The organism is Ureibacillus endophyticus (genome assembly GCF_024159215.1).
Classification (GTDB): domain Bacteria; phylum Bacillota; class Bacilli; order Bacillales_A; family Planococcaceae; genus Ureibacillus; species Ureibacillus endophyticus.
In genome coordinates, this window is sequence record NZ_JAMYWW010000001.1 from 1,700,965 (window position 1) to 1,724,862 (window position 23,898).

Here is a 23,898-nt window from a genome sequence, read left to right on the forward strand (position 1 = left end):
TTTAATACCCTGTGAGGTATAGGAGGTTTGTAATATGCAAGGTGATGTTCAATTAGATGCAAAAGGGCTAGCATGTCCAATGCCTATTGTGAAAACGAAAAAAGCAATGGATAGCTTACAGGAAGGGCAAATTTTAGAAGTTTTAGCAACTGATAAAGGTTCAAAGGCTGATTTAGCAGCATGGGCTGATTCAGTAGGTCATCAATTTATTGGAACGATTGAAGAAGGAAATTTGTTAAAGCACTATATTCGAAAATGCTCAAATGAATCCATTGAAGAAAAACCTTTTGAGCATACGGTTTCTATTGATGAACTTCAAAGTCTTGAAAGTGGCGTAATATTAGATGTTCGTGAAGAAGTCGAATATGCTTTTGGTCATATTAAAGGGGCAAAATCCATCCCTTTAGGTGAATTAGAAAACCGTATAAATGAAATAAATAAAGATCTAGAAATCTATGTTGTTTGTCGTACTGGTAAGCGTAGTGATTTTGCTGCAAAAAAGCTTGCAGCAAATGGATTTAAGAAAGTATTTAATGTCGTTCCAGGAATAACTGCTTGGAAGGGCAATTTATCAAAAAAATTATAAATGGGGGAATGTAACATGTCTAACAAAGTAGCGATTATTGCAAGTAACGGTGGGGTTTTTGACGCTTATAAAGTATTTAATATTGCCACAGCAGCAGCGGCAACGGAAAAAGAGGTAGCGATTTTCTTTACCTTTGAAGGATTAAACTTAATTCATAAACAAGCAATGCACGCACTGCCATTACCAGAAGGAAAAGAACATATTGCTGAAGGGTTTGCGAAAGCAAATGTACCATCAATTCCTCAACTAGTGGAAATGGCACAAGAACTAGGTGTGAAATTTATTGGTTGTCAAATGACGATGGATGTAATGGGTCTTACAAAAGATGATTTTATCGATGGTATTGAAGTAGGGGGAGCAGTAACTTTCCTTGAATTTGCGAAAGATGCATCTCCAACGTTAACGTTTTAATAATGAGTGGAAGGGTTACACCTTCCACTATAAAAATACTAAAAATAATACCTATGGGGGTAATTTGATATGACGGCTACTAAAATGACAGCAGCACAAGTTGCTCGTAAAGTAATTGAAAATAAAGAGTTATTTATTATAGATGTTCGAAATCAGGATGCTTTTGAAGATTGGAAAATTGAAGGCCACAATTTCAACTATTTAAATGTACCTTATTTTGAATTATTAGATGGGGTTGAAGAAATACTACCTAAAATTCCAGCAAATCAAGATGTGTTAGTTTTGTGTGCAAAAGAAGGTTCTTCCGTATTTGTTGCAAATATGATTGCAGAAACGCGTCAAGATGTATATTATCTTGAAGGTGGTATGAAATCATGGAGTACGTATTTAGAACCAATTAAAGTAGGAGATTTATCTAGTGGAGGAGAGCTTTACCAATTTGTACGTCTAGGGAAAGGTTGCCTATCCTACATGGTGATTTCTGAAGGGGAAGCTGCTATCATTGATGCTGTTCGTTTCACAGATGTGTTTATCAATTTTGCAAAAGAAAAAAATGTAACAATTAAACATGTCTTCGATACCCACTTACATGCAGACCATATTTCAGGTGGACGACAAATCGCAGAATTGACTGGTGCTACGTATTATTTGCCACCGAAAGATGCAGAAGAAGTGACATTTGAATTCACGTCTCTTGAGGATAATTTAAAAGTGCAAATTGGTGCGTCTCAACTTGAGGTCGGAGCACTTTATTCACCAGGGCATACAATTGGTTCCACATCTTTTATTGTAGATGAGAAGTATTTATTAACGGGGGATATTTTATTTATTGATTCAATTGGACGCCCTGATTTAGCAGGGAAAGCGGAAGATTGGGTAGGCGATTTACGTGAAACACTTTATAAACGTTATCGTGAATTAGCTAAAGATCTAATTGTTCTACCCGCGCATTTTATGATCATCGATGAGTTAAATGAAGATGGTACAGTTGCTAAACCACTTAGTGAATTATTCAATGCAAATCATGGATTAAATATATCGGATGAAGAAGAATTCCGAAAAACGGTAACAGAACAACTTCCACCACAACCGAATGCTTACCAACAAATTCGTCAAGTCAACATGGGAAAAATAACACCAGACGATGAGGAACAAACAGAAATGGAAATTGGTCCAAATCGCTGTGCAGTACGATAACAGGGAAGTGAAAAATATGGAAGTAGTTAAAATTTTAGATGTTAAAGGTTTATCATGTCCGATGCCGATTATCAGAACAAAAAAAGAAATGGATACGTTATTTGCTGGGGAAGTACTAGAAGTGCATGTAACAGATAAAGGTGCATTATCAGATATACCAGCTTGGGCGAATGCTGGAGGACATACAGTGTTGGAACATCGTGAAGAGTCAGACGTTATCAAGTTCTTCATTCAAAAAGGGTAACTCATGACTATCGAATATATTGTATTACTTTTCACGATTGGGTTCATTGGTTCATTGCTATCTGGCATGCTTGGAATCGGTGGCGCAATTGTGAAATATCCCTTGCTCTTGATGATTCCACCACTGTTCGGATTTCAAGCATTAACAGCCCACGAAGTATCTGGAATAAGTGCTTTGGACGTTTTGTTCGTGTCAATGGCAGGTGTATTAGGTTTTAGAAAAGGTGGTTTGTTAAATCAATCGTTAATCGCTGTTATGGGTATCTCTGTCCTATTTGGAACAATCATTGGAAGTTTTGGTTCGAGCATATTACCTGAAAGTGCAGTGAATATTGTCTACGGTATCTTATCCTTACTAGCAGCCATTATGATGTTTATTCCAAAACAGGAGGAACCTCAGTTACAAGAAGTCACGTTCAATAAGCCGCTTGCAGCAATATTAGCATTTTTAGTAGGGATTGGTTCTGGGATTGTCGGTGCAGGTGGAGGATTTTTAATCATACCAATTTTGCTACTAGTCTTTCGAATTCCAACCCATATGGCTATTGCATCAAGCCTTGCTATAACGCTAATATCTTCTATTGCGGGTTCTGCTGGTAAAATCTTAACGGGTCAAGTCAATTACTCAGTAGCAATCATTATCATCCTAGCTGGAATCATTGCCGCGCCGATTGGGGCAAAGATAAGCCAGAAGTTGAACACAAGAGCATTACAAAGTATTTTGGCAGCATTAATTTTAGTTACGACGATTAAAATTTGGATTGACCTATTATAAAGTAAAGTAGAGAGAGGTTCACTAGTATGCGTGAATCTCTCTCTATTTATTTAAAGTGCTGTTCCGGCACTGCCTTTTGAAAGCTTTTCTGAGATGACTAATACAATTAAAATTAACACAATTTGTAAAACGCCATAAGCGCAAGCTGTTCCAAAATCAAAGGCATAAAGCTTTTGGAAAATCGCCACAGATAATGGAATAGTCGATGTACTGTAAATTAAAATCGACGCCACAAATTCACCGATACTTTGTACAAAGGCAAGTAACGTACCCGCTAAAACGCCTGTAAATGTTAAAGGCAAGACAACTCTTCGGAATGTATACCACCAAGTTGCACCTAAACTTCTTGCGGCTTCCTCAATCGACTGATCAAGCTGCATAAGTGAGGCAGACGTGGAACGAAAGACAAGTGGCAAATGACGAATAAAGTAAGCTAGTGGTAAAATCCAAAACGTGCCGATTAATACTTGGTTAAACGCAAAAATATTTTCCGTACTAAAGGCAGCAATAATATTCACCGCAACAACCGTACCAGGTAATGCCCACGGAACCATAATCAAAATGTCCAACAAAGTCTTCCCCTTAAACTGAAGCCGTACCATCGCATACGCAGCGGCAACCCCAAATAAAATATTCCCAATAGTTGCTACAAAGGACATTTGAATCGAATTCCAAATCGGTCGCCACGTTCGTTCATCAGTAAAGAGGGCAATATAATGGTCGAATGTATATTTTGGCGGTAATACTTGAACAGTCCAAGATCCATCGACTGAAAATGAAATAAGTACCAGCACTAATATCGGTAAAATTAACACAAGTGTTCCGATAAATGAGCCAATGACCGCTAACATCTTTAATGGTTTGGATGACACTTCGGAACGGTGCACACTAATACCTTTACTTAAATTTTGATAGTTTCGCCGATTTTGATACCACCGCATCAAGATTAAAAAGGTAATAGATACAATAGAAAGAATGGTGGATTGTGTTGCAGCCATTTCAAGATTTCCATTTGTCCGAGCTAAATAAATTTGCATCGTCATTGTACGATCAACCCCAAACATGAGTGGGGCTGTATAGGAAGCCATTGACACCATAAACACAAGGAGGGAAGCTGCCACCATAGAGGGAGTTAACATTGGTAAGATAATCTTTAACCAAACTCGTATTCGACCCGCTCCTAAACTTGTTGCGGCTTCTTCTAATGATGGATCAAATCCTTTAATTGCAGCAGAGGCTGTTAAATAAAAATACGTATACATCGTAAATGTGTGAACAACGATGACTCCCCAAATTCCTTTTAATGCAAAAGGTACTTTGTCAAGATGAAATAAAGCTTGAATGCCTCTCGGAATGATGCCACTTTCTCCATATAAAAATGTAAAAGACAGTACCCCAACTAAAGGGGGAAGTGCCATTGGAACTAATACTAAAACCGATAATAAACGGCGCCCAGGAAATTCATAGCGCTCTAATAAAAATGCCATAGTGACACCAACAATTGCACACGTAATGACACTAAAGACTGAAATATAGACACTATTCCAGAGGGCTTCTAAATTGGCAGGACTAGCTAAACTAAAAAACTTTTTATAGTTTAATAAAGTATCTTCTCCATTAAAACTTTGAAGAAAGGTTTGATAGAACGGATACACTACATAAGCAAATAAAATAAGAAATAAGGGCGAGATAAGCAAATAAATGAAATAAGGAGATTGAGTAAGGCGGGACCATTTTGACTCAAAAGGATTATTCAACGCATCTCCTCCTATTCACCGAGAAAATAAAGATTTTCAGAAGGAATGTTTAACATTATTTGCTCGCCAACTTTTTTTAATGGACTCCCATCGTTTAGAATCATGACTTTCAATGTGAAGTTTTGCATTTTCACAAGGTAGTGGGCACTTAAACCAGTAAATTCTACAAATGAAATTGTCCCAACCATTTCATTTTCACCAGGACCATATTGAATCAGTTCAGGACGAACAGAAACATAAATTGTCTGTTCACGGTCAAGTTGGGCGAGGGGAGAGACGTTTTGTTTTTTTCCGCGCAATCTCATGCCATCCTTTGTTTGCACGGTAATATCATCGGCGCTAACCGTTTCAATTTTCGCTTCAATTGTATTGGATTCACCGATAAAGTTCGAAACAAATCGATTTACTGGACGATTATAAATTTCTTGAGGTGTTCCGATTTGTTTAACTTCACCATTTTCCATTACCATAATACGGTCAGACATGGCCATAGCTTCTGTTTGATCATGGGTTACATAAATCGTTGTTACACCGAGTTCCGATTGAATTCGTTTAATTTCAAATCGTGTTTCTTCACGTAGCTTCGCATCTAAATTCGAAAGGGGTTCATCTAATAGCAAAATATCTGGTTCAATCACAAGTGCTCGAGCAAGTGCGACACGTTGCTGTTGACCACCGGATAATTCATTAATTTTTCGGTGACCATATTCACCTAAATGAACAATTTCTCGAATGCGATTCACTTTCGTTTCGATTTCTTTTTTCGGCATTTTTCTTACCTTTAATCCAAAGGCGATATTTTCATCCACTGTCATATGTGGAAAGAGGGCGTAGTTTTGAAAAACCATCCCAATATTTCGTTTGTTTGGCTGTAAAGTTGTGACATTCTGTTCATCAAAGTAAATGTGACCAGTTGTTGGATAATAAAATCCTGCAATCATTCGTAGTGTAGTCGTTTTCCCACAACCACTCGGGCCAAGAAACGTAAAAAATTCACCAGGTTTAATTGATAAATTTAAATCTTTAATGGCTTGAACGTTGCCAAAGGATTTTGTCACTTGTTTGAGATGAACACCTTTCATTCAAGAACCCCTTTCTTGAAAAAATAGACCTCATTGAAGAAAGGGGTGTGACAAGAGGATGTCACACCCAATAAAAGCATTTATAAATAAGAGAAGAGAGGGTTAGCAAATTAGTAGTGGAACCTACTGATTGATAGCGGGTTAAGTTTAGTTACCACCGCGACCTTTAACATTTGTATCCCAATATTCCATCCATTCTGCCTCTTTCTCAGACATCACTTCCCAGTCGATATCAAATGTTTTTAAGTCTAATTCTTTAAACCAATCTGGCATTGCTTCTAAGTCGATATCTGTTCTTGTAGGGATTTGATAATATTCTTGAGCTAATTCTGTTACTAATTCTTCTTCAAATAAAAACTCCATAAATAATTGTGCGTTTTCAAGATTTGGTGCGTTTTTCACAACGGCAACACCATCTACTAAAATTGGAGCACCACTTTTTGGATAAATATAATCAAATGGATAGTCTGTTGTATGTTTTTTCAACAAAATATCTTGTAAATTCCATAAAGAAACCGTTCCTTCTTGACGAGTTAGCTTTAAATACAATTGGTTTGGATCTTGCGTATATTCTTTTGTATTGGCATCTAGTTTTAATAGCCAATCATACCCCTTTTCAGGCGTATCGGCACCTTGACGATAAATCATAGAAGAGTAAATCGTACGCATTGTACCCGATGCTAACACACCACGAATAAGAATTTGATCTTTCCATTTTGGATCAAGCAAATCATCCCAATCTTGTGGTCCTGTTTCTTTTGAAAGGACGTCACTATTAATCATAATAACTTCTGGTAATAACATTTCTCCAAACCAGCGACCTTGTGGATCTTTATGTGTGTCTTCAATACTTGCGGCAAAGCTCGGTTCCCATTCGTGTAATAAATCTTCATTTGCACCAACTATCAATGCAGATTGTGTACCACCCCACCAGAAGTCACCTTGTGGATTCGCTTTTTCAGCACGTAAACGTTCTAAAATTTGTTGAGCACCCATTGTTAAATATTCAACTTCAATGTCAGGATATTTTTCGTTAAATCGTTCAATCACGCCTTGCACGAGACCTTCATCGCGTCCAGTGTAAATGACTAATTTACCAGATGGCGTTGATTCTTCCGTTGTAGCAGTGTCTGGTGTTGTTTCTTCGGTAGTGTTCGTTTCTTTGCTCGAATCATCATCGCTACAAGCAGCAAGTAATAGGAATGAAAAAACAAAGAAAATACCGAAAATCCATCTCTTTTTCACGTAACAACCCCCTAAAAGTGAAGTTTTATTGCTACTCCAAATAGTGAAGAGATAGCCAAAAAAGAATGAAAACAATAAGAGCTGATGTAACTCTTTCATTTTCATAATCTATGTTTATTACAGCATTCAACAATTTAGTACGAAATTGGTGGATAATGTCATTCTATGTATAATAGAAAACTGAAATATCCTTAGTGGTGTATGATGTGAACCCTCACCATAAATGGATTACATCGAGTGAGTTTGATTTTTGAAGAATTGCATAAATATAAAATAACATTTAGACATTTTTACAATCATTTGCATAGTATATTTTTATCATGTATGAAGGGATATGATGATATGTACTATCCTTATGGTTGGCCATATCAAATGGTATACTATACGCCAATGGTTTATTACGGAATGCCCCAATATCAATGGCATGCAGGTAACATTCCTGGATATGAACAATCAACTAATTTTACAGGTATGATGAGTGATTATGGCGGAAATCCTTACGTAGTTGATATTCATGAAGCTGCTGAACAAAATAACACGTTTCGTACTGCTTTATGGACAGGGGAAAATTTACAATTAACATTAATGAGTTTAATGCCGGGTGAAAGTATTGGTTTAGAAATGCATCCAGATGTTGATCAATTTTTACGAGTGGAACAAGGATTAGGAATTGTTCAAATGGGCAAAAATCAAGTGGAATTATCTTTTCAAGAATATGTAAAAGATGATTCAGCTATTTTTATCCCAGCTGGAACATGGCACAATCTAACAAATATCGGACACATCCCGCTTAAGCTTTATTCAATTTATGCTCCACCAAACCATCCAAAAGGTACAGTTCATCCAACAAAAGCAGATGCAATGGCTGCAGAACACGAACATCATTAGGAAAAAGTAGTACAAACCAAATTTATGGTTTGTGCTATTTTTTTATAAAGATAATATAGAAGAGATTACAAAATTTAGTAACTTAGTCGAAGGGGAACTTTATGTTTATCGTAAATGTTGAAGGTGCAGTAAGGGAAAATGATAGATGGCTTATTATTGTAAAAAGCAAGAAAGAAGAACATGCGGGAGGTCTCTTATCCCTTGTAGGTGTCAAAGTTAAGGAGGGACTAGCTTCTTCAGACGTTTTAGAGAAAGCATTGAGAAGAGGTTGGTTTAAATGTAAATGACAAATTAACTTATGTTCATAACATATCCTTTATAACAGATAAGCGACTTTGAAAATACACCCATCGTTACACACGGATATTTGATGTCTCTTCTACTAAATTATTATGATGATGGTTTTAATTTCGATAGTTGGAACGGATAGTGTAACTATTTTCAATGAAACTTGTTAGTAAGAGCATTTGTTGAGCATATTATTATTAAATTAGTTTGTGAAAAGAAAAAATAATCTTTAGTTGAGCGCGGTATTCGAGATGGTTTATGTCTTGTATATTGCGCTTTAATTTTAGTCTGCGCGGAGATAACATAAAACCCACATCAAATTCCTGTAGCATATTCCATTAGTATGTAATTATGGTAAAATGGAAATGGAAGGAAAATACAATTGAGTAATTTATTATATTATCATTAACAAAGAGGATGGGACATTAGGAGGAATACGGGGGAATTTGGTGAAATATATACATTAATGTTATAGGAAAAGAGGGGTTTTTATGAATACAAAACTAAAGGCAGTAGTGGACGCTATAGATACATATCAATTGACCTACCCAGAAGATGCGTGTGTTCTCATTTTTGATACAGAGAAGGTAGTAGGGTATAAAGCGGGGAAAACGGTTGACTTAAAAATAAAGCTTGGTGAAACAGTGGAACAACATAAAAATACAACAAGTGTCCGTGCATTAAAAAGTGGTAAGCATATACGCGAAGAACGAGGACCAGAATTGTTTGGTTTCGCATATATTGCATCCGCTGTTCCGATATTCGATAATGGACAAGTTGTCGGAGTATGTACAGGTGTAATTTCCAATGATACGATAAGTGAATTACGATCAGTTTCAAATGCATTGTCTGAATCTGTTGCGGAAATGTCTGTCACTACTGACGAATTGACAAATGCAAGTGTGAACGTTTCAAAACAATTAGAGGAACTATCACACCTAGCTGAAACAGCAACTCAAGATATTCAACAAATTAATTCAATTGTTAGATCGGTAAAAGATATTGCACAAAAATCTAAAATTCTAGGACTTAATGCAGGAATTGAAGCGGCGCGTTCAGGAGTCCATGGTAGAGGCTTTGCGATTGTAGCCAATGAAATTCAGAAAATGGCTCAAGATAGTAACCAAAGTGCCGACATTATAACAAAAGAATTGGAAAATATTAAACAATCCATCGAATTTATTAATAATTCAACTTCTCAAATTTCATCCTTCACCCAGGAATATACAGCAAATATGCAACAAATGAGCCACACATACATGAATTTAAACAATGTAGGCCAAAAACTTCTAAAGCTTAGTAATATTAAATGTTAAACTACTAATAAATTCGGAGTTGTATATTTGTAAGCGCTTTTTTGATGTAATATAGCTACGTACATTATTGTGCGTAGCTTTTTTGATTTTGACAATAAAAAAAGAACCTATGTACTGGACATAAGTTCCATTGTAAATTTTAAGCTGCTAAAGATAAAGTTGTGTAAGAAATGATTGCTGGCTGAGTTGTTGCTTCAAGTGCTTTTTGTGCTTCTACTTTTGTATCAAATTGGAACATGCGTACATTATTATTTTCAAAAATTGTTAGTACATACATTTTGAATGCCTCCTAGTATTGTGTTGTTTTATTTACCAAATCTATTTTGTAAAGGAAAGAATGGCAGAACCATTGACGTTAGCAAGCATATTGTTAGCTTCATTTTTGCTTAAGAATTCAAACATACGAACTGAGTTTTTCTCAAAAATAGTTACTACCCACATCTTTATTCTCTCCTTAAAATGCATACTTTTTGTTATATAACAACAGATGAAATTCTTTATTATTTATGTCTGTGTTATATATCACTTGAGACCATTGTACACCTAAATATATATAAAGGGAAGGGATAGTGAAGAATTTCACATATCGTTCATAATGATTCCGTTTACATAGATTTTTACAAAACCTTCATATTTTTGGATGTAATATTTTTAGTATAAAGTATAGGGAAATACGAGTTTTAGAGGAAATTCACATAGTATTTAAGGAAAGTGCGAGTTGTTGTAAGGGACACAATAGTAAAGAGAATAATTGGAATAAATTTAAAAAACGCCGTCCACTTTCGAACGGCGTTTTTTTTAAGCTGCTAAAGATAAAGTTGTGTAAGAAATGATTGCTGGCTGAGTTGTTGCTTCAAGTGCTTTTTGTGCTTCTACTTTTGTATCAAATTGGAACATGCGTACATTATTATTTTCAAAAATTGTTAGTACATACATATTGAATGCCTCCTAGTATTGTGTTGTTTTATTTACCAAATCTATTTTGTAAAGGAAAGAATGGCAGAACCTTTGACGTTAGCAAGCATATTGTTAGCTTCATTTTTGCTTAAGAATTCAAACATACGAACTGAGTTTTTCTCAAAAATAGTTACTACCCACATCTTTATTCTCTCCTTAAAATGCATACTTTTTTGTTATATAACAACAAATGAAATTCTTTATTATTTGTGTCTGTGTTATATATCACTTGAGACCATTGTACACCTAAATATATAAAAAGGGAAGGGATAGTGAAGAATTTCACATATCGTTCAAAATGATTTCGTTTACATTGTGTTTTACAAATTATCAATAGATAATATAAGCGATTTTATATCTTTAGGGGAGGAAATGTAATGGATCAAAGTTGCATGTGGGGAACAAAAACGGCAGAGTTGATGCGAGAATCTTTTATCACAATGTAAATAAGGAGTAGCGAACGGTTGTTTCGTTTTTATAATTACTATATAATTCAAATAAAAAAGGAACGCATGTACGAATGACATGAGTTCCTTTATCCGCTACGCCAACGCATGTAACGAATGACATGAGTAAAGCGTATCTTTAACTATTAATATATACATTATGTCAAACGATTATACCAATTGTCAAGAAAAGTAGGTGAAATCCCTTCCATGAACCAAGATAAAAACTCTTCAGAATTAATCATTTGTTTTGATGAAAGTGGGAAGCAGAGTAGTGATTCTATTCAATTAATGGGGGCATTATCTGTACCTGGTACTATATACAATCATGTAATATTTGAAGAACTTCATAATTTAAATAAATCTTATTCACTTCATTGGACAGAATATAATGGATATTCAAAAGCTAAAGAGGGAATAGAAAAACTATTTGATTTAGCTCAACCACTAGCTCCTTTTATTCAATTTAATTTGATTCATTATTCAAAATCAGCTTTATCCAAACAAGCAAATATGTTTCAAGAAGTCTATCAATCTAAGAAGAATATTGTAAATGACACGATCTATACAAAATTACCTGAACGTATTTGTTACGGACTTTTACGAGGCTATTCAGAGAAAAGTAATGTGCGAGCTTCAATATTAATAGAAGATTCAACTGAATATCGTGATAAAAATCTTGCTGAGAATATGAAAAACTATCTTAATATTCATTCCCTATATAGGGGAGAATCATTTGTGATTGAAGAATGTCTTTACCGAAAAAAAGGGGAAGAAATTGGTGTTGAACTAATTGATATCATTTTGGGGATTGTTGGTATGATATTAGATAATTCCCCTGTAAACTCAAATAAAAAGAGAGCAAAAGTTAATTTAATACTACAATTACTTAAAGATAATAAATTACAGCCATTTCTAAATAATTTAAGGGTCTTTGAACTAAAAGATTCAAATCATTTAGAAGAAGTAAACTTTGAGATGAGTAAAAAGTTGTTCATAGCAAATAATTTTAATCATTACACAAATTTATAATACATATGTAGAAAACTGAATGATCCGAAATAAGAAAAACACCGTCCATTTGTACGGTGTTTTTAGTGTCTAGAATTGAGCTTCAGAACGATAATTTATGCTGCAAAAGATAAAGTAGTGTAAGAAATAATCCCTGATAGTGTTGTTGCTTCAAGTGCTTTTACAGCTTCTTCTTTTGTATCAAATTGGAACATACGTACATTGCTATTTTCAAAAATTGTTAGTACCCACATAGAGGGTCGCCTCCTGATTAGTTAATTTATCATCAAAACATAGAATTATTAGAATTATTTTGTAAAGGAAAGAATGGCAGAACCTTTAACACTCGCTAACTTTTTGTTTGCCTCTTTTTGACTTAAAAATTCAAACATACGAACAGTGTCTTTCTCAAAAACAGTCACTACCCACATTTTCATTTTCTCCTTTTAATTATCTGATTGTTATATAACACAATAGACTATTTATTGGATGTTTTAACTGTGTTGTATATCACTTGAAACCATTGTACACCCAAAAATAAGAAAAGAAAATAGCTAGTGAAGGATTTCACATATCGTTCATAATGATTACGTTTACATAAATTTTTACAAAAACTACACACATTTTCGTTAAAAATCTGTGACAAGCATAAAAGGGAAAGAGTGCAGTAGATTAATTGGTTTTTGGTAGTAAAATCAGCCAAAGGATAGGTAATTTCCGCAAAATAAAGTCTTCAGCTTTTTGAGAATAAATGATGTAAATTTATACTTTTTATGTAATAATTATTTTGTAAAAGTCATTTATTTGTAGCGAAAGTGGGGATCATCATGGCAACAGGAACACATACAGTAGAAATTCCAGTAGATGTACAAGCAGTTTGGGATTATGTCAGTGATCTTGAAAAATGGGCAACAGCTGTGCCAGCCTATAAAGAACATAAAATCATTAATGACAAACAATCGATTTGGACATTTGAAGGTAGTGTAAAAGGAATTAAGAAGACAATCGAAGCTCAAGTTGATATTACTGAGTGGAATGAACCTTCAAATATTAAATTTGCACTTAAAGGGTTATCTGATAATTTCACAGGAAGCGGACATTTTACTGCTGAAGAAGTGAATGGGAAAACAACAATGACGTGTACGGTGGAAGTGAATGCAGGCGGATTATCTGGCGCTGTATTAACACCGCTTATTAAATGGGCTGTTCCGAAAGTTGCATCTCGTTTAACAGAATCTATCGCGCGTAAAATTTTGGTATTTTCATAAAATTATGGGGAAGAGGTTGTTCAGAAATGGACAACTTCTTTTTTTATTGGCGTATAGTTCTAAAAGGCGGGGATAAATTTTAGATAGACTCATTTGCATAGTTATTCCTAGTTAATCAAATAATATTTAGTACTATTTAATTCCAACCATTATGGAGGAATTTTTGTGTCTGATGTTATTGTTGTGTTAGTTCGTTCATTTTTAGCTTTTACTGTTTTGTTAGTGTTGACTAGGATTATGGGAAAAAAACAGCTATCTCATCTAACGCTTTTTGATTATGTCGTTGGGATTACAGTTGGTTCCATTGCAGCATCCATGTCTTTTGATACAGATATTGAAATTTCAAATTATGTCGCTGCATTAGGCGTTTGGGGGCTAATTCCGGTTGCAGTAGGTTACTTTGGTTTGAAATCGCGAAAATTTTTACATTTAACAGATGGTAGGGCCATGATTTTAGTGAAAAAAGGGGAAGTTTTAGAAGAGAGTCTTAGGAAAAATCATATCGCGATTGAAGAGTTAATGATGTTACTTAGGGAAAAAGGGGTATTTAAAGTGGACGATGTAGAAATTGCAATATTAGAAACAAATGGGGAACTGAGTGTCATGAAAAAAACAGATCTCGAAGCAATCACGCCACGTCTACTTGGAATGAAAGTAAAACTTGAGCATGCCCCAACGCTCTTAGTGGTAGATGGGCATTTATTGAGTAAAAATATGAAGATTTTAGGCCATTCAAGAAAATGGCTAATGAAGGAAATACAGAAACACGGAGCCCATTCGTTGCAGGATGTCTTTCTTGCACAAGTAGATTCGAATGGAAATTTGTATGTTGATTTATATGAAGATGATAACAAAGGCGTTGAGAACTAACTCTCAACGCCTTTATACTTAAACATTAAATTTATTGATTTCTTCTTGAATTGCCAATGCATCTTCACTTAATGATTTCGCTACAGAGTTAATTTCAACCATTGTAGCTGTTTGTTCTTCTACAGATGCAAGAACGTGGTTAGATTGGTCTGCTGTATTTTTTGCGGCTTGTGCCATTTCATTAACTGAAGCTGAAACTTCCTCTGTGCTTGCAGAAATTTCTTCAGAAGACGCTGATACTTCTTGAATTTGGGATGTCATTTCAGTGATTGAACCGAAAATTTTATTAAATGATGATTGAGCATTGTGTAGATAATCAACGCCACGATCAACATTTTGCACAGTCAGATTTACACTTTCTTCTACTTTTTTCGTATCTTTTTGAATTAAAGATGTTAAATCAACAATTTTTGAAGCAGAATTTTTTGATTCTTCCGCGAGTTTACGAACTTCATCAGCCACAACAGCAAAACCTTTTCCGTGTTCACCAGCTCGAGCAGCTTCAATCGCTGCATTTAATGCAAGTAGGTTCGTTTGATCTGTAATATCTGTAATGACTTTTGTAATATTTTCGATTTCCGCGGATTGTATACTTAACTGTTGAATTCTTTCTCTTGTTTCATGTGATGACTGTTGAATAATAGACATTTGTTGTTCAGCAGTTTGTAGTGTTTGACCACCTTCAGTAGCTAATGACTGCATATCAACAGCTTGTGTAAGCAAGTTCTGAGCTGCTTCCGCAATTCGTGAAACCGCATGAGCAGTTTCATCAGTTGCAATGGCACAGTCGTTTCCAGTTAGTGCTGCTTGTGACCCTCCTGAAGCAAGTTGTTGCATACGTTCTTCAATTTCTTCTGTGGCTACCATTACTTCGTCCGTACTAGCAGCTAATTGTTCAGCAACGGCAGTTGTATTAGAAACATTCAGGGACACACTGCTAATTAGTTTTGATAAATTTGATTTCATTGTATTAAAAGCCTGGGCAAGATCGAATATCTCGTCTTTCGTTTTAACTTCAATATCGTTTTCTTTCAAATTGCCTGAAGCAATAACGTTTGCAGCTTCTGTTAAACGATTCAATGGTATTGTAATATTTCTAATGATGAACAGTGATAAAATAATGGCTAAAATTGCACCAACAATAGAGATGATAACAACAAGGGTTTTACTGAAAGATGTACTATCTTTAGTATCGTCACTAATTTGATTCATTCGTTCTTTTTGGTAATCGACAATGTTGTTGATTGATTGTTGAATCGATTTATTTGTTGGAACAGCAAAAACAAAAAGCATATTTTGTGCTTTGTCAATTTGATCGTTTTTAACGTATTCGATAATTGTATCCACATATCCGCTATACAATGCTTGTTGTTCCTTTATGTTTCCAATTTCATACTGCATATCTTCTGTTTTAAAAAGTGGTTCGATTTCACTCAAGGTTTGTGTTACTATTTCTCGTTGTACTGATAGATTATCTATATCAGTTGAATCTTTTCTCAGCACATATGAACGAATATATAATCCTTGCAATGAAACGGCATTTTGAATTTTCGATGCTTCAATCACTTTATGAACATCATCGTCAATTAAATTACTATAATTCTTATCTATATTTGACATCTGAATTACAGCAAATGATGCAAGTGCGACAAGAATTACGATAATAGTACCGAAACTTGTCAATAATTTTTTCTTAATAGACATTTTGTTTATTCCTTTCAAAAACTTTTTTAGTAAAATATACATAATATACTTCGGCAAGATAGCTAGGACTTTAATAGTTTTTTTATATTTATATTAAAATTTAGTTAACTTATTTTTAGAAGATTAGAATGGTAAATATCGTTTTTTGTTGAATTATTGAAAGTGGGAACAAACGTTTGTATAATTGAGTTAATTAGAAAATTTCGCCATCTAGTAAAACCAATTGGGGGGATATCATATGCCGAGAAAAAAGGGGATAACAGATGAGATAATTATTCATTTATATAAAAGTGGAAAGCCTTACAAGGAAATCATGGAGTATACTGGGTTATCTGATTGTGCTATTTATAATGTTTTGAAGAAAATTAATGTTACTTTAAAACATAAACAATAGTGGTCAACCTAGAAAACATAAAGTAAATGAAAACTTTTTTAAGGTCTTGTCTCATGAAATGGCTTGGGTTCTAGGCTTGTTTGTAACAGATGGTACAGTTAGTGGAACAACAAATTCCATTCACTTTGCGCAAAAGGATGAAAGAATTTTATAAGTGATTGCAAAATATATGGATGCTGATTATGTGTTGCACCAGTAGGAAGTACGAAAAAAACACCAACATTAATAATAAATTCACGTGAAATTAAAAAAGATTTAGAAATAATTGGTATAACATCTAGCAAATCATTAACAATAAAAATTCCACAAGTACCAGATAACTATTTACCATCTTTTATTAGAGGTGTGATAGATGGGGATGGATGGATTCAAGATAGAGGATATGTAATGAATATTACAACTGGAAGTAAAAGCTTTGCAGAAGGATTATTTAATGTATTTAACACTTGGCAGCTTAGAACTGAAATCACAAATGAATTTACTAATGCTGGGCGAACTATTTATCGTGTATGGGTTAAAGGGAAAGATAGTATTACTAAGTTATCAATAGTTATATATGAACATTGTGATAATGATAATTTCAATATAAAAAAGAAACAAAGATTAACTCAATGGCTAATTAAGGACGGTGATAATTTATAATGTGGAAGATAATTGATGGAAAACTGGTCCAAAGTATTGATGAATCCAGAAAAGAATATAAAACAAGAATAAGTAAAGAAATGATTGAAAATCTAAAAGAAACAGCAAAAGCAAAAAATACGCATATAGGTTATTTGCTTGAAAATGGTTTTGAAAATATTTTAAAAGAAGACTTTATAAGCTTTGATAAAAATTCACGTCCTAAAGATCGGGTTGAATTTAGAACAACATGTGATGAAAGGATTCTAAGTGAACTTAGAGATTTTGCAAAAAGAAATAAACTTAATTTAAATGATGTAATTGAGGAAAGTATTAAACATATTAACTTAGCAACAGTTAAAAATGCAAAATGGCGTTATAGAAAAGAATAAATTTGATAGGGATGTTTATTTACATCCCATTTATTAAAATCAAATAGGGATGTGGTCATAATATAAATTATACGAAGTTTAATCTCATTTAAAAAGTATACTTATGATAGTGAGACGGAAACAAAAAATCCAATAAATCTAAACACATTTTAGTTTGATTCAATTGAATATTACATAATCTCAACTAATTCATCTTACATTTTAAAATCTTGATTTAAATTCTCCAAACTTAACTTAAGCTATATTTTTGTAACTGGAATTTATAATTTTTATCTAAGTTATAATTTCTACTCAATTTTTAGTCGTTTTATTCAATTTGCTGCCATTCACAAATTCACCTTGGATTAATCCATAAAATAGATTCTAATTTTTATCCAATTTTTCTATTTCAATCTTCAATTTCAGCTTCTTTTATTCGAGTTCACCTTTATCAGATCCATCTTAAATTTCCTTATATTACTATTTATTAATGAAAAATTTAAAATTCATACTAAAAATTTTAAATTTTCTTTTATATCAAAAAATTATCTTTTCCCTGTGTACTATAACAATTAGTTCGGATAACTAAATAAAATTGGTAATAATCGCCTCAGATAAACGATTCATTATATTTCTAAAAGTTGATTTATATTTTCTACTTTAAGTATTATTTTTGTTATTATTATTTTAAAAATGTAATTATTGGTTTGAATTCCTTTCTCTTTTATGTAGTTTTTTTCTCCTTAAGCCTTGATAATTCTAGGCTCTAATTAATTATCTAAATTTTTTGTCAAGGGATTTTTTTGAAAAAATAGTATTGAATTATATAACACTCTCCTCTACAATATGGATTTATAACGGGGGTGGCAAAGAAATAAAACGCTTAAAGTAGAATAATATTTCATAAGGGGGAAATTTTATGGCGAATGTGGGAACTTTAAACAAACCAGTAGAAAAAGAAGCAAAACCAGCAGTAAATAATGTTAAAATTAAGGACATTAACTACTCTAAGATCAATCAAATGGAATCATTTAATGGATTCGTTAAGAAGAAGAACACCTTCTTGTTTGGCGTTACAGCTGCATTCTTAACGTTATATATCCTATTACCAATCTTAGCGTTTACTCCTGTATTACAACAGAAGTGGATCGGTAACATTACCGGAGTATGGGTATACTCTGCTGCCCTATTTATTATGACAGTTGTGTTATGTATGCTTTATACAAAAATGGCGCCAAAGTTCGATAAAATGGCAGCTGAAGTATTAGCTGAATATGAAAGAGATGGTGGTAGGTAATGAATTTAGTAACTATTGGATTTTTCTTAGGGATTGTTGGATTAACATTAATCGTTACTTATATTGCTGCTAAAAGAACTTCATCTGCAAGTGACTTTTATACAGCAGGTGGCGGACTGAAAGGTTGGCAAAATGGATTTGCCATTGCTGGGGATTATTTATCAGCTGCGGCATTTTTGGGAGTATCTGGCGCAATCGCACTAACAGGGTTTGATGGGTTCTTCTTCTCTGTTGGTTATGTTGTTGCTAATTTAGTTCTTCTATATATTATTGCTGAACCAATGAGAAATTTAGGACGTTATACGTTGGCAGATATGTTAACTGCTCGTTTTAATGAAAAGCGTATTCGTGGGGTTGCTGCAACTGGTACGATTATTATTGTAATTCTTTATATGATTGCACAATTAGTTGGTGCAGGTGCTCTAATCAAATTATTATTTGGTATTGACTATTGGATGGCTGTATTAATTGTTGGTGTAATGATGACGACTTACGTATTATTTGGTGGTATGACTGCTACATCGTGGGTACAAATTATTAAAGCTGCACTTTTATTATTTGGTACTACCCTTCTTGCATTTTTAGTTTTCTCGAAATTTGATTTTAGTTTAATGAAAATGTTTGATACTATTTCAGCTGAACATGGTGATCAATTCTTAGTTCCTGGAATGAAGTACACATCTTCAACTGATTCTGTTTCAATGATGATGGCCCTTGTATTAGGAACTTCTGGTTTACCGCATATTTTAATGCGATTCTTTACAGTTAAAGATGCAAAAACAGCACGTGCTTCTATTTCTTGGACTACGTGGATTACTGCAATCTTCTTCTCTTTAACTATTTTCCTAGGTTTCGGTGCGATGAATTTTGTTGGAATCGATGCAATTAAATTAGAAAATGCTGCGGGTAACACTGCTGCCCCACTTTTAGCTGAATTTTTAGGTGGAAATATTCTATTATCATTTATTTGTGCAGTTGCATTCGCTACGATTTTAGCGGTAGTTTCTGGTTTAGTATTAACTGGAGCTTCTGCAATTTCTCATGATATTTATGGAGAAATTTTAAACGATGGTAAATTAACAGAAAAGCAACAAGTAATGGCTGCTCGAATTGGTTCTATTTCTATTGCAATTGTTTCGATTATTTTAGCTTTATTTGCTCAGAGTCTAAATGTTTCATTCTTAGTTTCTTTTGCATTCTGTATTGGTGCATCTGCAAACCTGCCTGTTATTCTATACACAATTTATTGGAAGAAGTTCAATTCAAACGGAGCGGTTGCTGCTATCGTTACAGGATTAGTTTCTTGTTTAGTATTAGGTGCAATGGGTCCAAACGTTTGGAATCCAGTTGAAGGTGCTGCTATTTTTGTTGGTGAGCCATTAGTAAAATTATCAGTTCCTGCGATTATTACAATTCCATTAGGATTTATTGCTGGTTACTTAGGTACGGTTCTTACTCAACATAAAGTGGAATCTAAAAAATCAAAAGAAATCTATCAAGAGATCCGTGTAAAAGCAAATACTGGCGTTTCTGTGTCAGATGTTTCACACTAAAAATAGAATATTAATAGTTTTTAAGAGAAGTCTATTTTATTTTAGACTTCTCTTTTTTAATGAAAATTATTATTTTAATCTCTCTTTCTATGTTTTTTTTATTTTTAATATTTCTTTTTCACCATTGTTATTGTGGTAATGATTAACAAATTTTATCTATCGAAAAATACCTTTTTTTCTCGTTTATGCGCTTAAATAGTTTGTCAAGAGTTAGAAAAAAGGCTCTAAATCAACGTTTATAGGTACATGTAATTATTGAACATTCGTTATTTTTCTATAACCTGTAATAAATTTTCTCGTAAAATTCAAAAATTCTAGAATTTTTTTTAGATAATTTTATAAAAAACTATTGCAATTCTGTGAACTATTAAATAGAATGAAAATTGTAAAATCTATTAAATAGAATTTTACGAACATGAAGCAGTAAAAATAAACACAAACGGGGGTATGTTTATGGCGAATAATCAAAAACAGAATATTGATTATGACAAAATCGCTGAAATGGCATCGTTCAAAGCCTTAACGAAAAAGAAAAATTCGTTTTTATGGACGATGACAGTGATCTTCCTAGCGGCGTATATGTTATTACCAGTACTAACATCTTACACGCAAATTTTACATCAAAAGGCTGTTGGGGATATTACATGGGTATGGTTCTACGCTGCAGGACTATTCATCATGACTTGGGGACTTGCTCACCTTTATGTATCAAAAGCTAACTCTTACGATAAAGATGCAAAAGCGATTATCGATGAGTACGAAAGAGGTGCTAGCAAATGAGTGTAACAGCTGTTGTAATGTTCTTAGCGATTGTTGGTTTAACTCTAGTAATTACTTGGTGGGCTTCTAAAAGAACAAGTACTGCAAGTGATTTCTACACTGCTGGCGGTGGATTAAAAGGTTGGCAAAACGGACTAGCTATTTCAGGTGACTACTTATCTGCGGCATCATTCTTAGGTATTGCAGGGTCAATCGCATTAACTGGATTTGACGGATTCTTCTTCTCTATCGGATACTTAGTTGCTTATTTAGTGGTATTATATATCGTTGCTGAGCCATTACGTAACCTTGGTAAGTTTACATTAGCTGACATGATTAACGCTCGTTTCGATGCGAAAAAAGTTCGTGGTACAGCTGCTTTAAGTACAATTGTAATCGTTTTATTCTACATGATCGCACAACTTGTTGGTGCAGGCGCACTTATTCAATTATTATTAGGTATCGATTACTGGATTGCGGTTTTACTTGTAGGTTTCATGATGACAATCTACGTATTATTCGGTGGTATGACTGCAACATCTTGGGTACAAATTATTAAAGCTTGTTTATTAATGTTAGGTACAGTAATTATTTCATTCTTAGTATTAGCAAAATTCAATTTCAACATTCTAACAATGTTCTCTGAAATGACAACAGCAACTGATGCTGGTGAAGCTTACTTAAATCCAGGATTAAAATATACTAATGGTATTGATACTATCTCAATGTTAATCGCATTAGTATTAGGGACAGCCGGATTACCACACATCTTAATGCGTTTCTTCACAGTAAAAGACGCGCAAACTGCTCGTTCATCAGTTATCTGGGCTACTTGGATTGTAGGTTTATTCTACGTATTGACTATCTTCTTAGGATTCGGTGCTGCTGCATTCGTAGGTAAAGAAACAATCGTAGCTGCTAACCCTGCTGGTAACATGGCTGCTCCATTACTTGCAGAGGCTTTAGGTGGAGACATCTTATTCTCATTCGTTTGTGCCGTTGCATTCGCGACAATCTTAGCCGTAGTAGCGGGTCTTGTACTTTCTGGTGCATCTGCCCTATCACATGACATTTACGGCGAAATCATTAAAAAAGGTAAAATTAGTCCAAAAGAGCAAGTTGTTGCTGCACGTGTTGGTTCTATCATCATCGCAGTAGTTTCTATCCTATTAGCATTAGGTGCTCAAACATTAAACGTTGCATTCTTAGTATCATTAGCATTCTGTATTGCAGCTTCTTCAAACTTACCAGTAATTATCTACACAATTTATTGGAAACGCTTCAATACTGCTGGTGCTATCACAGCAATGTTAACTGGTCTAATTTCAGCATTAATTTTAGTAGCAGTATCTCCAAACGTTTGGAATCCAGAAGCTGGTAAAGCGATCTTTGTTGGTGACCCATTAATCATGTTAACTAACCCAGCAATTATCTCAGTTCCACTTGGATTCATCGGTGGTTGGTTAGGTACTATCCTTTCTAAAGAAACGAACGAAGCGAAATACCGTGAAGTTGAAGTTAAAGCTCAAACTGGTATCTCAGTACAAGACGTTTCTCACTAATAAAACATTAACCTCGAGTTATCACAACTCGAGGTTTTTACTTTTCCCCTTCCCTTTTTACAATTAATATAAGTATTGGGTGATGTTATGAGTAATTCAAACGCGAAGAAAAAACGATTGAAGCTATTAAGACAACAAGGAAAAGATGTCACACTTTCTAGAGACAGTGTGAGTTTTAGTACCCATGAACGTAAAACGAAAACAAAATTAGAAGCTTTAGAGAAAATGGATAAGAGATATAAAAAGCAATTCCTTGATTAGTAGGAATTGCTTTTTCGGTTTTGTTCTCTATTTCCGCGATAAAATCAATATCGTTCCTAAAATGAATAGTGTTCCAATCCAATCGATCCAACTGAACGCTACCCCAAGGAAAATAACAGCTGTGATAGCTGCTGACAGAGGCTCAGCACATGCAAGTAAGCTCGTTTCCGATGCAGTTAGATATTTCAAGCTTTCTAGATAGCTATAAAATGAAAGGACCGTCCCACATAATACAACAAATAAAAAGGCAAAGTTTGTTGTCCAATACCATTCCCCTTCAAATTGCCATGGAGCGTGGACAAAACTGAACACAAATCCACCAATAACCATTCCCCATCCCACAACAATTAAAGCTCCCCAGCGTCTTAGTAAAGGTATTGGCTGTATAGTATAGAAGGCTAAGCCAAATGCTGAAATGATACCCCAGATGAATGCTGCTTTTGAAATCGATAACGTTTGAATGTTGCCGTGTGTTACCAGTAAAAAGGTTCCAACTAAAGCTAGAATTATAGCGAACACTTCTTTTTTATTTGGTAGACGTTTTGCTTTAAGAACATAATATCCGGTAACCAAGGCAGGACCTAAATATTGTAATACTGTGGCAGTAGCAGCGTTTCCATGAGTAATCGCAGCAAGGTAAGTATATTGAACTCCAATCATCCCAACAACGCCAAAAATGACGATACCCACTATATCAGCTTTGGTAGTCCAAATATCAAAAATTCGCTTGCCTTCCTTCTTATAGGCGATTATTAATAATAGGAGGCCAGCACTTAGTAATCGAACAGTTGTTAGCCACTCTGTACTGATATGTAAGCCTTGGAATAAATATTGTGAAACTGTACCAGAAATCCCCCAAAATAATGCGGCAGTGAGGACAAGAATTATCCCCTTTGTTCGATCTTGTATAACCATATGCCCCTCCCTATGATGTAAACTTTCCAATATATTGTAATATGAATATATTATAACAAAAGCTAGATTCAAACAATGTGAAAAACGCAAGAATATATGGGCTGCCCATAATTCTTGCGTT

The 23,898-nt window shown here is 34.2% G+C and carries 31 protein-coding genes; 20 read left to right on the plus strand and 11 right to left on the minus strand.

From position 1 onward, the window contains the following. Positions 1–34 precede the first annotated feature (34 nt). From NKR20_RS08235 to NKR20_RS08255, 5 genes are all read left to right on the plus strand, one after another. Complete coding sequence (locus tag NKR20_RS08235; RefSeq protein WP_121215356.1) at positions 35–586, plus strand: sulfurtransferase TusA family protein; 552 nt, start codon at positions 35–37, stop codon at positions 584–586. 15 nt (positions 587–601) lie between these two features. Next, on the plus strand, positions 602–997 hold the full coding sequence (locus tag NKR20_RS08240; RefSeq protein ID WP_121215355.1) for a DsrE/DsrF/DrsH-like family protein: 396 nt from the start codon (positions 602–604) through the stop codon (positions 995–997). Between the two features lie 69 nt (positions 998–1,066). Then, entirely contained in the window at positions 1,067–2,194 is a 1,128-nt protein-coding gene (locus NKR20_RS08245) for an MBL fold metallo-hydrolase (protein ID WP_121215354.1), read from the plus strand. A gap of 16 nt (positions 2,195–2,210) precedes the next feature. Further along, positions 2,211–2,438 carry a sulfurtransferase TusA family protein gene (locus NKR20_RS08250; protein WP_121215353.1) on the plus strand — a complete coding sequence of 76 codons (228 nt, stop codon included), beginning with the start codon at positions 2,211–2,213 and terminating at the stop codon, positions 2,436–2,438. Positions 2,439–2,441: 3 nt separating this feature from the next. After that, on the plus strand, positions 2,442–3,212 hold the full coding sequence (locus NKR20_RS08255) for a sulfite exporter TauE/SafE family protein (RefSeq protein WP_121215352.1): 771 nt from the start codon (positions 2,442–2,444) through the stop codon (positions 3,210–3,212). 50 nt (positions 3,213–3,262) lie between these two features. Here the strand turns inward: NKR20_RS08255 and NKR20_RS08260 are convergent, their stop codons facing one another. The 3 genes from NKR20_RS08260 to NKR20_RS08270 all read right to left on the minus strand — a co-directional run bounded on the left by NKR20_RS08260 (position 3,263) and on the right by NKR20_RS08270 (position 7,296). Then, positions 3,263–4,969 carry an ABC transporter permease gene (locus NKR20_RS08260; protein WP_253425246.1) on the minus strand — a complete coding sequence of 569 codons (1,707 nt, stop codon included), beginning with the start codon at positions 4,967–4,969 and terminating at the stop codon, positions 3,263–3,265. Positions 4,970–4,980: 11 nt separating this feature from the next. Further along, positions 4,981–6,051 (minus strand): ABC transporter ATP-binding protein, encoded by a 1,071-nt coding sequence (locus NKR20_RS08265; protein WP_121215350.1) that lies wholly within the window; start codon positions 6,049–6,051, stop codon positions 4,981–4,983. A 147-nt stretch (positions 6,052–6,198) separates the two neighbouring features. Further along, the gene (locus tag NKR20_RS08270; RefSeq protein WP_245987605.1) at positions 6,199–7,296 is read right to left on the minus strand and encodes an extracellular solute-binding protein; all 1,098 of its coding nucleotides are present in this window, start codon (positions 7,294–7,296) and stop codon (positions 6,199–6,201) included. Between the two features lie 342 nt (positions 7,297–7,638). Here NKR20_RS08270 and NKR20_RS08275 point away from each other — a divergent pair, with 342 nt between their 5' ends. From NKR20_RS08275 to NKR20_RS08285, 3 genes are all read left to right on the plus strand, one after another. Beyond that, entirely contained in the window at positions 7,639–8,184 is a 546-nt protein-coding gene (locus NKR20_RS08275; RefSeq protein ID WP_253428092.1) for a cupin domain-containing protein, read from the plus strand. Between the two features lie 101 nt (positions 8,185–8,285). After that, the gene (locus tag NKR20_RS08280; protein WP_253425249.1) at positions 8,286–8,471 is read left to right on the plus strand and encodes a hypothetical protein; all 186 of its coding nucleotides are present in this window, start codon (positions 8,286–8,288) and stop codon (positions 8,469–8,471) included. A gap of 492 nt (positions 8,472–8,963) precedes the next feature. Next, complete coding sequence (locus NKR20_RS08285) at positions 8,964–9,788, plus strand: methyl-accepting chemotaxis protein (protein ID WP_121215347.1); 825 nt, start codon at positions 8,964–8,966, stop codon at positions 9,786–9,788. A gap of 139 nt (positions 9,789–9,927) precedes the next feature. Here NKR20_RS08285 and NKR20_RS08290 read toward each other — a convergent pair whose 3' ends face one another. The 4 genes from NKR20_RS08290 to NKR20_RS19430 form a co-directional block, all read right to left on the minus strand. After that, complete coding sequence (locus tag NKR20_RS08290; RefSeq protein ID WP_170148457.1) at positions 9,928–10,065, minus strand: hypothetical protein; 138 nt, start codon at positions 10,063–10,065, stop codon at positions 9,928–9,930. A gap of 41 nt (positions 10,066–10,106) precedes the next feature. Beyond that, positions 10,107–10,229 (minus strand): hypothetical protein, encoded by a 123-nt coding sequence (locus NKR20_RS19425; protein ID WP_281272164.1) that lies wholly within the window; start codon positions 10,227–10,229, stop codon positions 10,107–10,109. 357 nt (positions 10,230–10,586) lie between these two features. After that, a complete protein-coding gene (locus NKR20_RS08295; RefSeq protein WP_170148457.1) occupies positions 10,587–10,724 on the minus strand; it encodes a hypothetical protein in 138 nt (45 codons plus the stop codon). 41 nt (positions 10,725–10,765) lie between these two features. Continuing rightward, entirely contained in the window at positions 10,766–10,888 is a 123-nt protein-coding gene (locus NKR20_RS19430) for a hypothetical protein (RefSeq protein WP_301285907.1), read from the minus strand. Between the two features lie 513 nt (positions 10,889–11,401). On the opposite strand from NKR20_RS19430, the gene NKR20_RS08300 reads away from it, so the two are divergent. Then, positions 11,402–12,223 (plus strand): DUF3800 domain-containing protein, encoded by an 822-nt coding sequence (locus tag NKR20_RS08300; RefSeq protein ID WP_253425252.1) that lies wholly within the window; start codon positions 11,402–11,404, stop codon positions 12,221–12,223. A 95-nt stretch (positions 12,224–12,318) separates the two neighbouring features. On the opposite strand, the gene NKR20_RS08305 is transcribed toward NKR20_RS08300, so the two are convergent. Both NKR20_RS08305 and NKR20_RS19435 read right to left on the minus strand, forming a co-directional pair. Next, positions 12,319–12,456, minus strand: coding sequence for a hypothetical protein (locus NKR20_RS08305; RefSeq protein WP_253425255.1), 138 nt, complete (start codon positions 12,454–12,456; stop codon positions 12,319–12,321). Between the two features lie 54 nt (positions 12,457–12,510). Next, positions 12,511–12,633: a hypothetical protein gene (locus NKR20_RS19435; RefSeq protein WP_281272162.1), complete on the minus strand. Its 123-nt coding sequence runs from the start codon at positions 12,631–12,633 to the stop codon at positions 12,511–12,513. 396 nt (positions 12,634–13,029) lie between these two features. On the opposite strand from NKR20_RS19435, the gene NKR20_RS08310 reads away from it, so the two are divergent. Next, on the plus strand, positions 13,030–13,470 hold the full coding sequence (locus NKR20_RS08310; RefSeq protein ID WP_121215345.1) for an SRPBCC family protein: 441 nt from the start codon (positions 13,030–13,032) through the stop codon (positions 13,468–13,470). 165 nt (positions 13,471–13,635) lie between these two features. Further along, positions 13,636–14,340, plus strand: a complete 705-nt coding sequence (locus tag NKR20_RS08315) for a DUF421 domain-containing protein (RefSeq protein WP_121214521.1) — start codon at positions 13,636–13,638, stop codon at positions 14,338–14,340. Between the two features lie 18 nt (positions 14,341–14,358). On the opposite strand, the gene NKR20_RS08320 is transcribed toward NKR20_RS08315, so the two are convergent. Further along, positions 14,359–16,044, minus strand: a complete 1,686-nt coding sequence (locus tag NKR20_RS08320; protein ID WP_253425258.1) for a methyl-accepting chemotaxis protein — start codon at positions 16,042–16,044, stop codon at positions 14,359–14,361. 238 nt (positions 16,045–16,282) lie between these two features. On the opposite strand from NKR20_RS08320, the gene NKR20_RS08325 reads away from it, so the two are divergent. The 9 genes from NKR20_RS08325 (at position 16,283) to NKR20_RS08365 (ending at position 22,862) form a co-directional block, all read left to right on the plus strand. Beyond that, positions 16,283–16,438 (plus strand): hypothetical protein, encoded by a 156-nt coding sequence (locus NKR20_RS08325; RefSeq protein ID WP_253425261.1) that lies wholly within the window; start codon positions 16,283–16,285, stop codon positions 16,436–16,438. Positions 16,439–16,496: 58 nt separating this feature from the next. Then, positions 16,497–16,592, plus strand: coding sequence for an LAGLIDADG family homing endonuclease (locus tag NKR20_RS08330; protein ID WP_253425264.1), 96 nt, complete (start codon positions 16,497–16,499; stop codon positions 16,590–16,592). Positions 16,593–16,774: 182 nt separating this feature from the next. Further along, positions 16,775–17,080, plus strand: coding sequence for a hypothetical protein (locus tag NKR20_RS08335; RefSeq protein WP_366519776.1), 306 nt, complete (start codon positions 16,775–16,777; stop codon positions 17,078–17,080). Then, the gene (locus NKR20_RS08340; protein ID WP_253425270.1) at positions 17,080–17,451 is read left to right on the plus strand and encodes an rRNA methyltransferase; all 372 of its coding nucleotides are present in this window, start codon (positions 17,080–17,082) and stop codon (positions 17,449–17,451) included. Before NKR20_RS08335 ends, NKR20_RS08340 begins: the two co-directional genes overlap by 1 nt. An 898-nt stretch (positions 17,452–18,349) precedes the next feature. Then, a complete protein-coding gene (locus tag NKR20_RS08345; protein ID WP_121214517.1) occupies positions 18,350–18,727 on the plus strand; it encodes a DUF485 domain-containing protein in 378 nt (125 codons plus the stop codon). Then, positions 18,727–20,280, plus strand: a complete 1,554-nt coding sequence (locus NKR20_RS08350; protein WP_253425273.1) for a solute symporter family protein — start codon at positions 18,727–18,729, stop codon at positions 20,278–20,280. Before NKR20_RS08345 ends, NKR20_RS08350 begins: the two co-directional genes overlap by 1 nt. A gap of 453 nt (positions 20,281–20,733) precedes the next feature. Continuing rightward, on the plus strand, positions 20,734–21,060 hold the full coding sequence (locus tag NKR20_RS08355; protein ID WP_121214515.1) for a DUF485 domain-containing protein: 327 nt from the start codon (positions 20,734–20,736) through the stop codon (positions 21,058–21,060). Continuing rightward, positions 21,057–22,601, plus strand: a complete 1,545-nt coding sequence (locus tag NKR20_RS08360; protein ID WP_121214514.1) for a solute symporter family protein — start codon at positions 21,057–21,059, stop codon at positions 22,599–22,601. The genes NKR20_RS08355 and NKR20_RS08360 overlap by 4 nt, the downstream gene beginning before the upstream one ends. Positions 22,602–22,688: 87 nt before the next feature. Next, positions 22,689–22,862, plus strand: coding sequence for a hypothetical protein (locus NKR20_RS08365; protein ID WP_253425276.1), 174 nt, complete (start codon positions 22,689–22,691; stop codon positions 22,860–22,862). Positions 22,863–22,889: 27 nt separating this feature from the next. Here the strand turns inward: NKR20_RS08365 and NKR20_RS08370 are convergent, their stop codons facing one another. After that, a complete protein-coding gene (locus tag NKR20_RS08370) occupies positions 22,890–23,777 on the minus strand; it encodes a DMT family transporter (RefSeq protein WP_121214513.1) in 888 nt (295 codons plus the stop codon). Between the last annotated feature and the right edge of the window lie 121 nt (positions 23,778–23,898).

Coding starts and splice junctions, on each gene's coding strand:
- NKR20_RS08285 (WP_121215347.1), top strand. CDS start 8,964: ATGAATACAAAACTAAAGGCAGTAGTGGACGCTATAGATACATATCAA.
- NKR20_RS08280 (WP_253425249.1), top strand. CDS start 8,286: ATGTTTATCGTAAATGTTGAAGGTGCAGTAAGGGAAAATGATAGATGG.
- NKR20_RS08245 (WP_121215354.1), top strand. CDS start 1,067: ATGACGGCTACTAAAATGACAGCAGCACAAGTTGCTCGTAAAGTAATT.
- NKR20_RS08295 (WP_170148457.1), bottom strand. CDS start 10,724: ATGTATGTACTAACAATTTTTGAAAATAATAATGTACGCATGTTCCAA.
- NKR20_RS08365 (WP_253425276.1), top strand. CDS start 22,689: ATGAGTAATTCAAACGCGAAGAAAAAACGATTGAAGCTATTAAGACAA.
- NKR20_RS08370 (WP_121214513.1), bottom strand. CDS start 23,777: ATGGTTATACAAGATCGAACAAAGGGGATAATTCTTGTCCTCACTGCC.
- NKR20_RS08325 (WP_253425261.1), top strand. CDS start 16,283: ATGCCGAGAAAAAAGGGGATAACAGATGAGATAATTATTCATTTATAT.
- NKR20_RS08360 (WP_121214514.1), top strand. CDS start 21,057: ATGAGTGTAACAGCTGTTGTAATGTTCTTAGCGATTGTTGGTTTAACT.
- NKR20_RS19425 (WP_281272164.1), bottom strand. CDS start 10,229: ATGTGGGTAGTAACTATTTTTGAGAAAAACTCAGTTCGTATGTTTGAA.
- NKR20_RS08240 (WP_121215355.1), top strand. CDS start 602: ATGTCTAACAAAGTAGCGATTATTGCAAGTAACGGTGGGGTTTTTGAC.
- NKR20_RS08320 (WP_253425258.1), bottom strand. CDS start 16,044: ATGTCTATTAAGAAAAAATTATTGACAAGTTTCGGTACTATTATCGTA.
- NKR20_RS08235 (WP_121215356.1), top strand. CDS start 35: ATGCAAGGTGATGTTCAATTAGATGCAAAAGGGCTAGCATGTCCAATG.
- NKR20_RS08265 (WP_121215350.1), bottom strand. CDS start 6,051: ATGAAAGGTGTTCATCTCAAACAAGTGACAAAATCCTTTGGCAACGTT.
- NKR20_RS08255 (WP_121215352.1), top strand. CDS start 2,442: ATGACTATCGAATATATTGTATTACTTTTCACGATTGGGTTCATTGGT.
- NKR20_RS08340 (WP_253425270.1), top strand. CDS start 17,080: ATGTGGAAGATAATTGATGGAAAACTGGTCCAAAGTATTGATGAATCC.
- NKR20_RS08250 (WP_121215353.1), top strand. CDS start 2,211: ATGGAAGTAGTTAAAATTTTAGATGTTAAAGGTTTATCATGTCCGATG.
- NKR20_RS08330 (WP_253425264.1), top strand. CDS start 16,497: ATGGCTTGGGTTCTAGGCTTGTTTGTAACAGATGGTACAGTTAGTGGA.
- NKR20_RS08305 (WP_253425255.1), bottom strand. CDS start 12,456: ATGTGGGTACTAACAATTTTTGAAAATAGCAATGTACGTATGTTCCAA.
- NKR20_RS19430 (WP_301285907.1), bottom strand. CDS start 10,888: ATGTGGGTAGTAACTATTTTTGAGAAAAACTCAGTTCGTATGTTTGAA.
- NKR20_RS08300 (WP_253425252.1), top strand. CDS start 11,402: ATGAACCAAGATAAAAACTCTTCAGAATTAATCATTTGTTTTGATGAA.
- NKR20_RS08290 (WP_170148457.1), bottom strand. CDS start 10,065: ATGTATGTACTAACAATTTTTGAAAATAATAATGTACGCATGTTCCAA.
- NKR20_RS08310 (WP_121215345.1), top strand. CDS start 13,030: ATGGCAACAGGAACACATACAGTAGAAATTCCAGTAGATGTACAAGCA.
- NKR20_RS08355 (WP_121214515.1), top strand. CDS start 20,734: ATGGCGAATAATCAAAAACAGAATATTGATTATGACAAAATCGCTGAA.
- NKR20_RS08350 (WP_253425273.1), top strand. CDS start 18,727: ATGAATTTAGTAACTATTGGATTTTTCTTAGGGATTGTTGGATTAACA.
- NKR20_RS08275 (WP_253428092.1), top strand. CDS start 7,639: ATGTACTATCCTTATGGTTGGCCATATCAAATGGTATACTATACGCCA.
- NKR20_RS19435 (WP_281272162.1), bottom strand. CDS start 12,633: ATGTGGGTAGTGACTGTTTTTGAGAAAGACACTGTTCGTATGTTTGAA.
- NKR20_RS08345 (WP_121214517.1), top strand. CDS start 18,350: ATGGCGAATGTGGGAACTTTAAACAAACCAGTAGAAAAAGAAGCAAAA.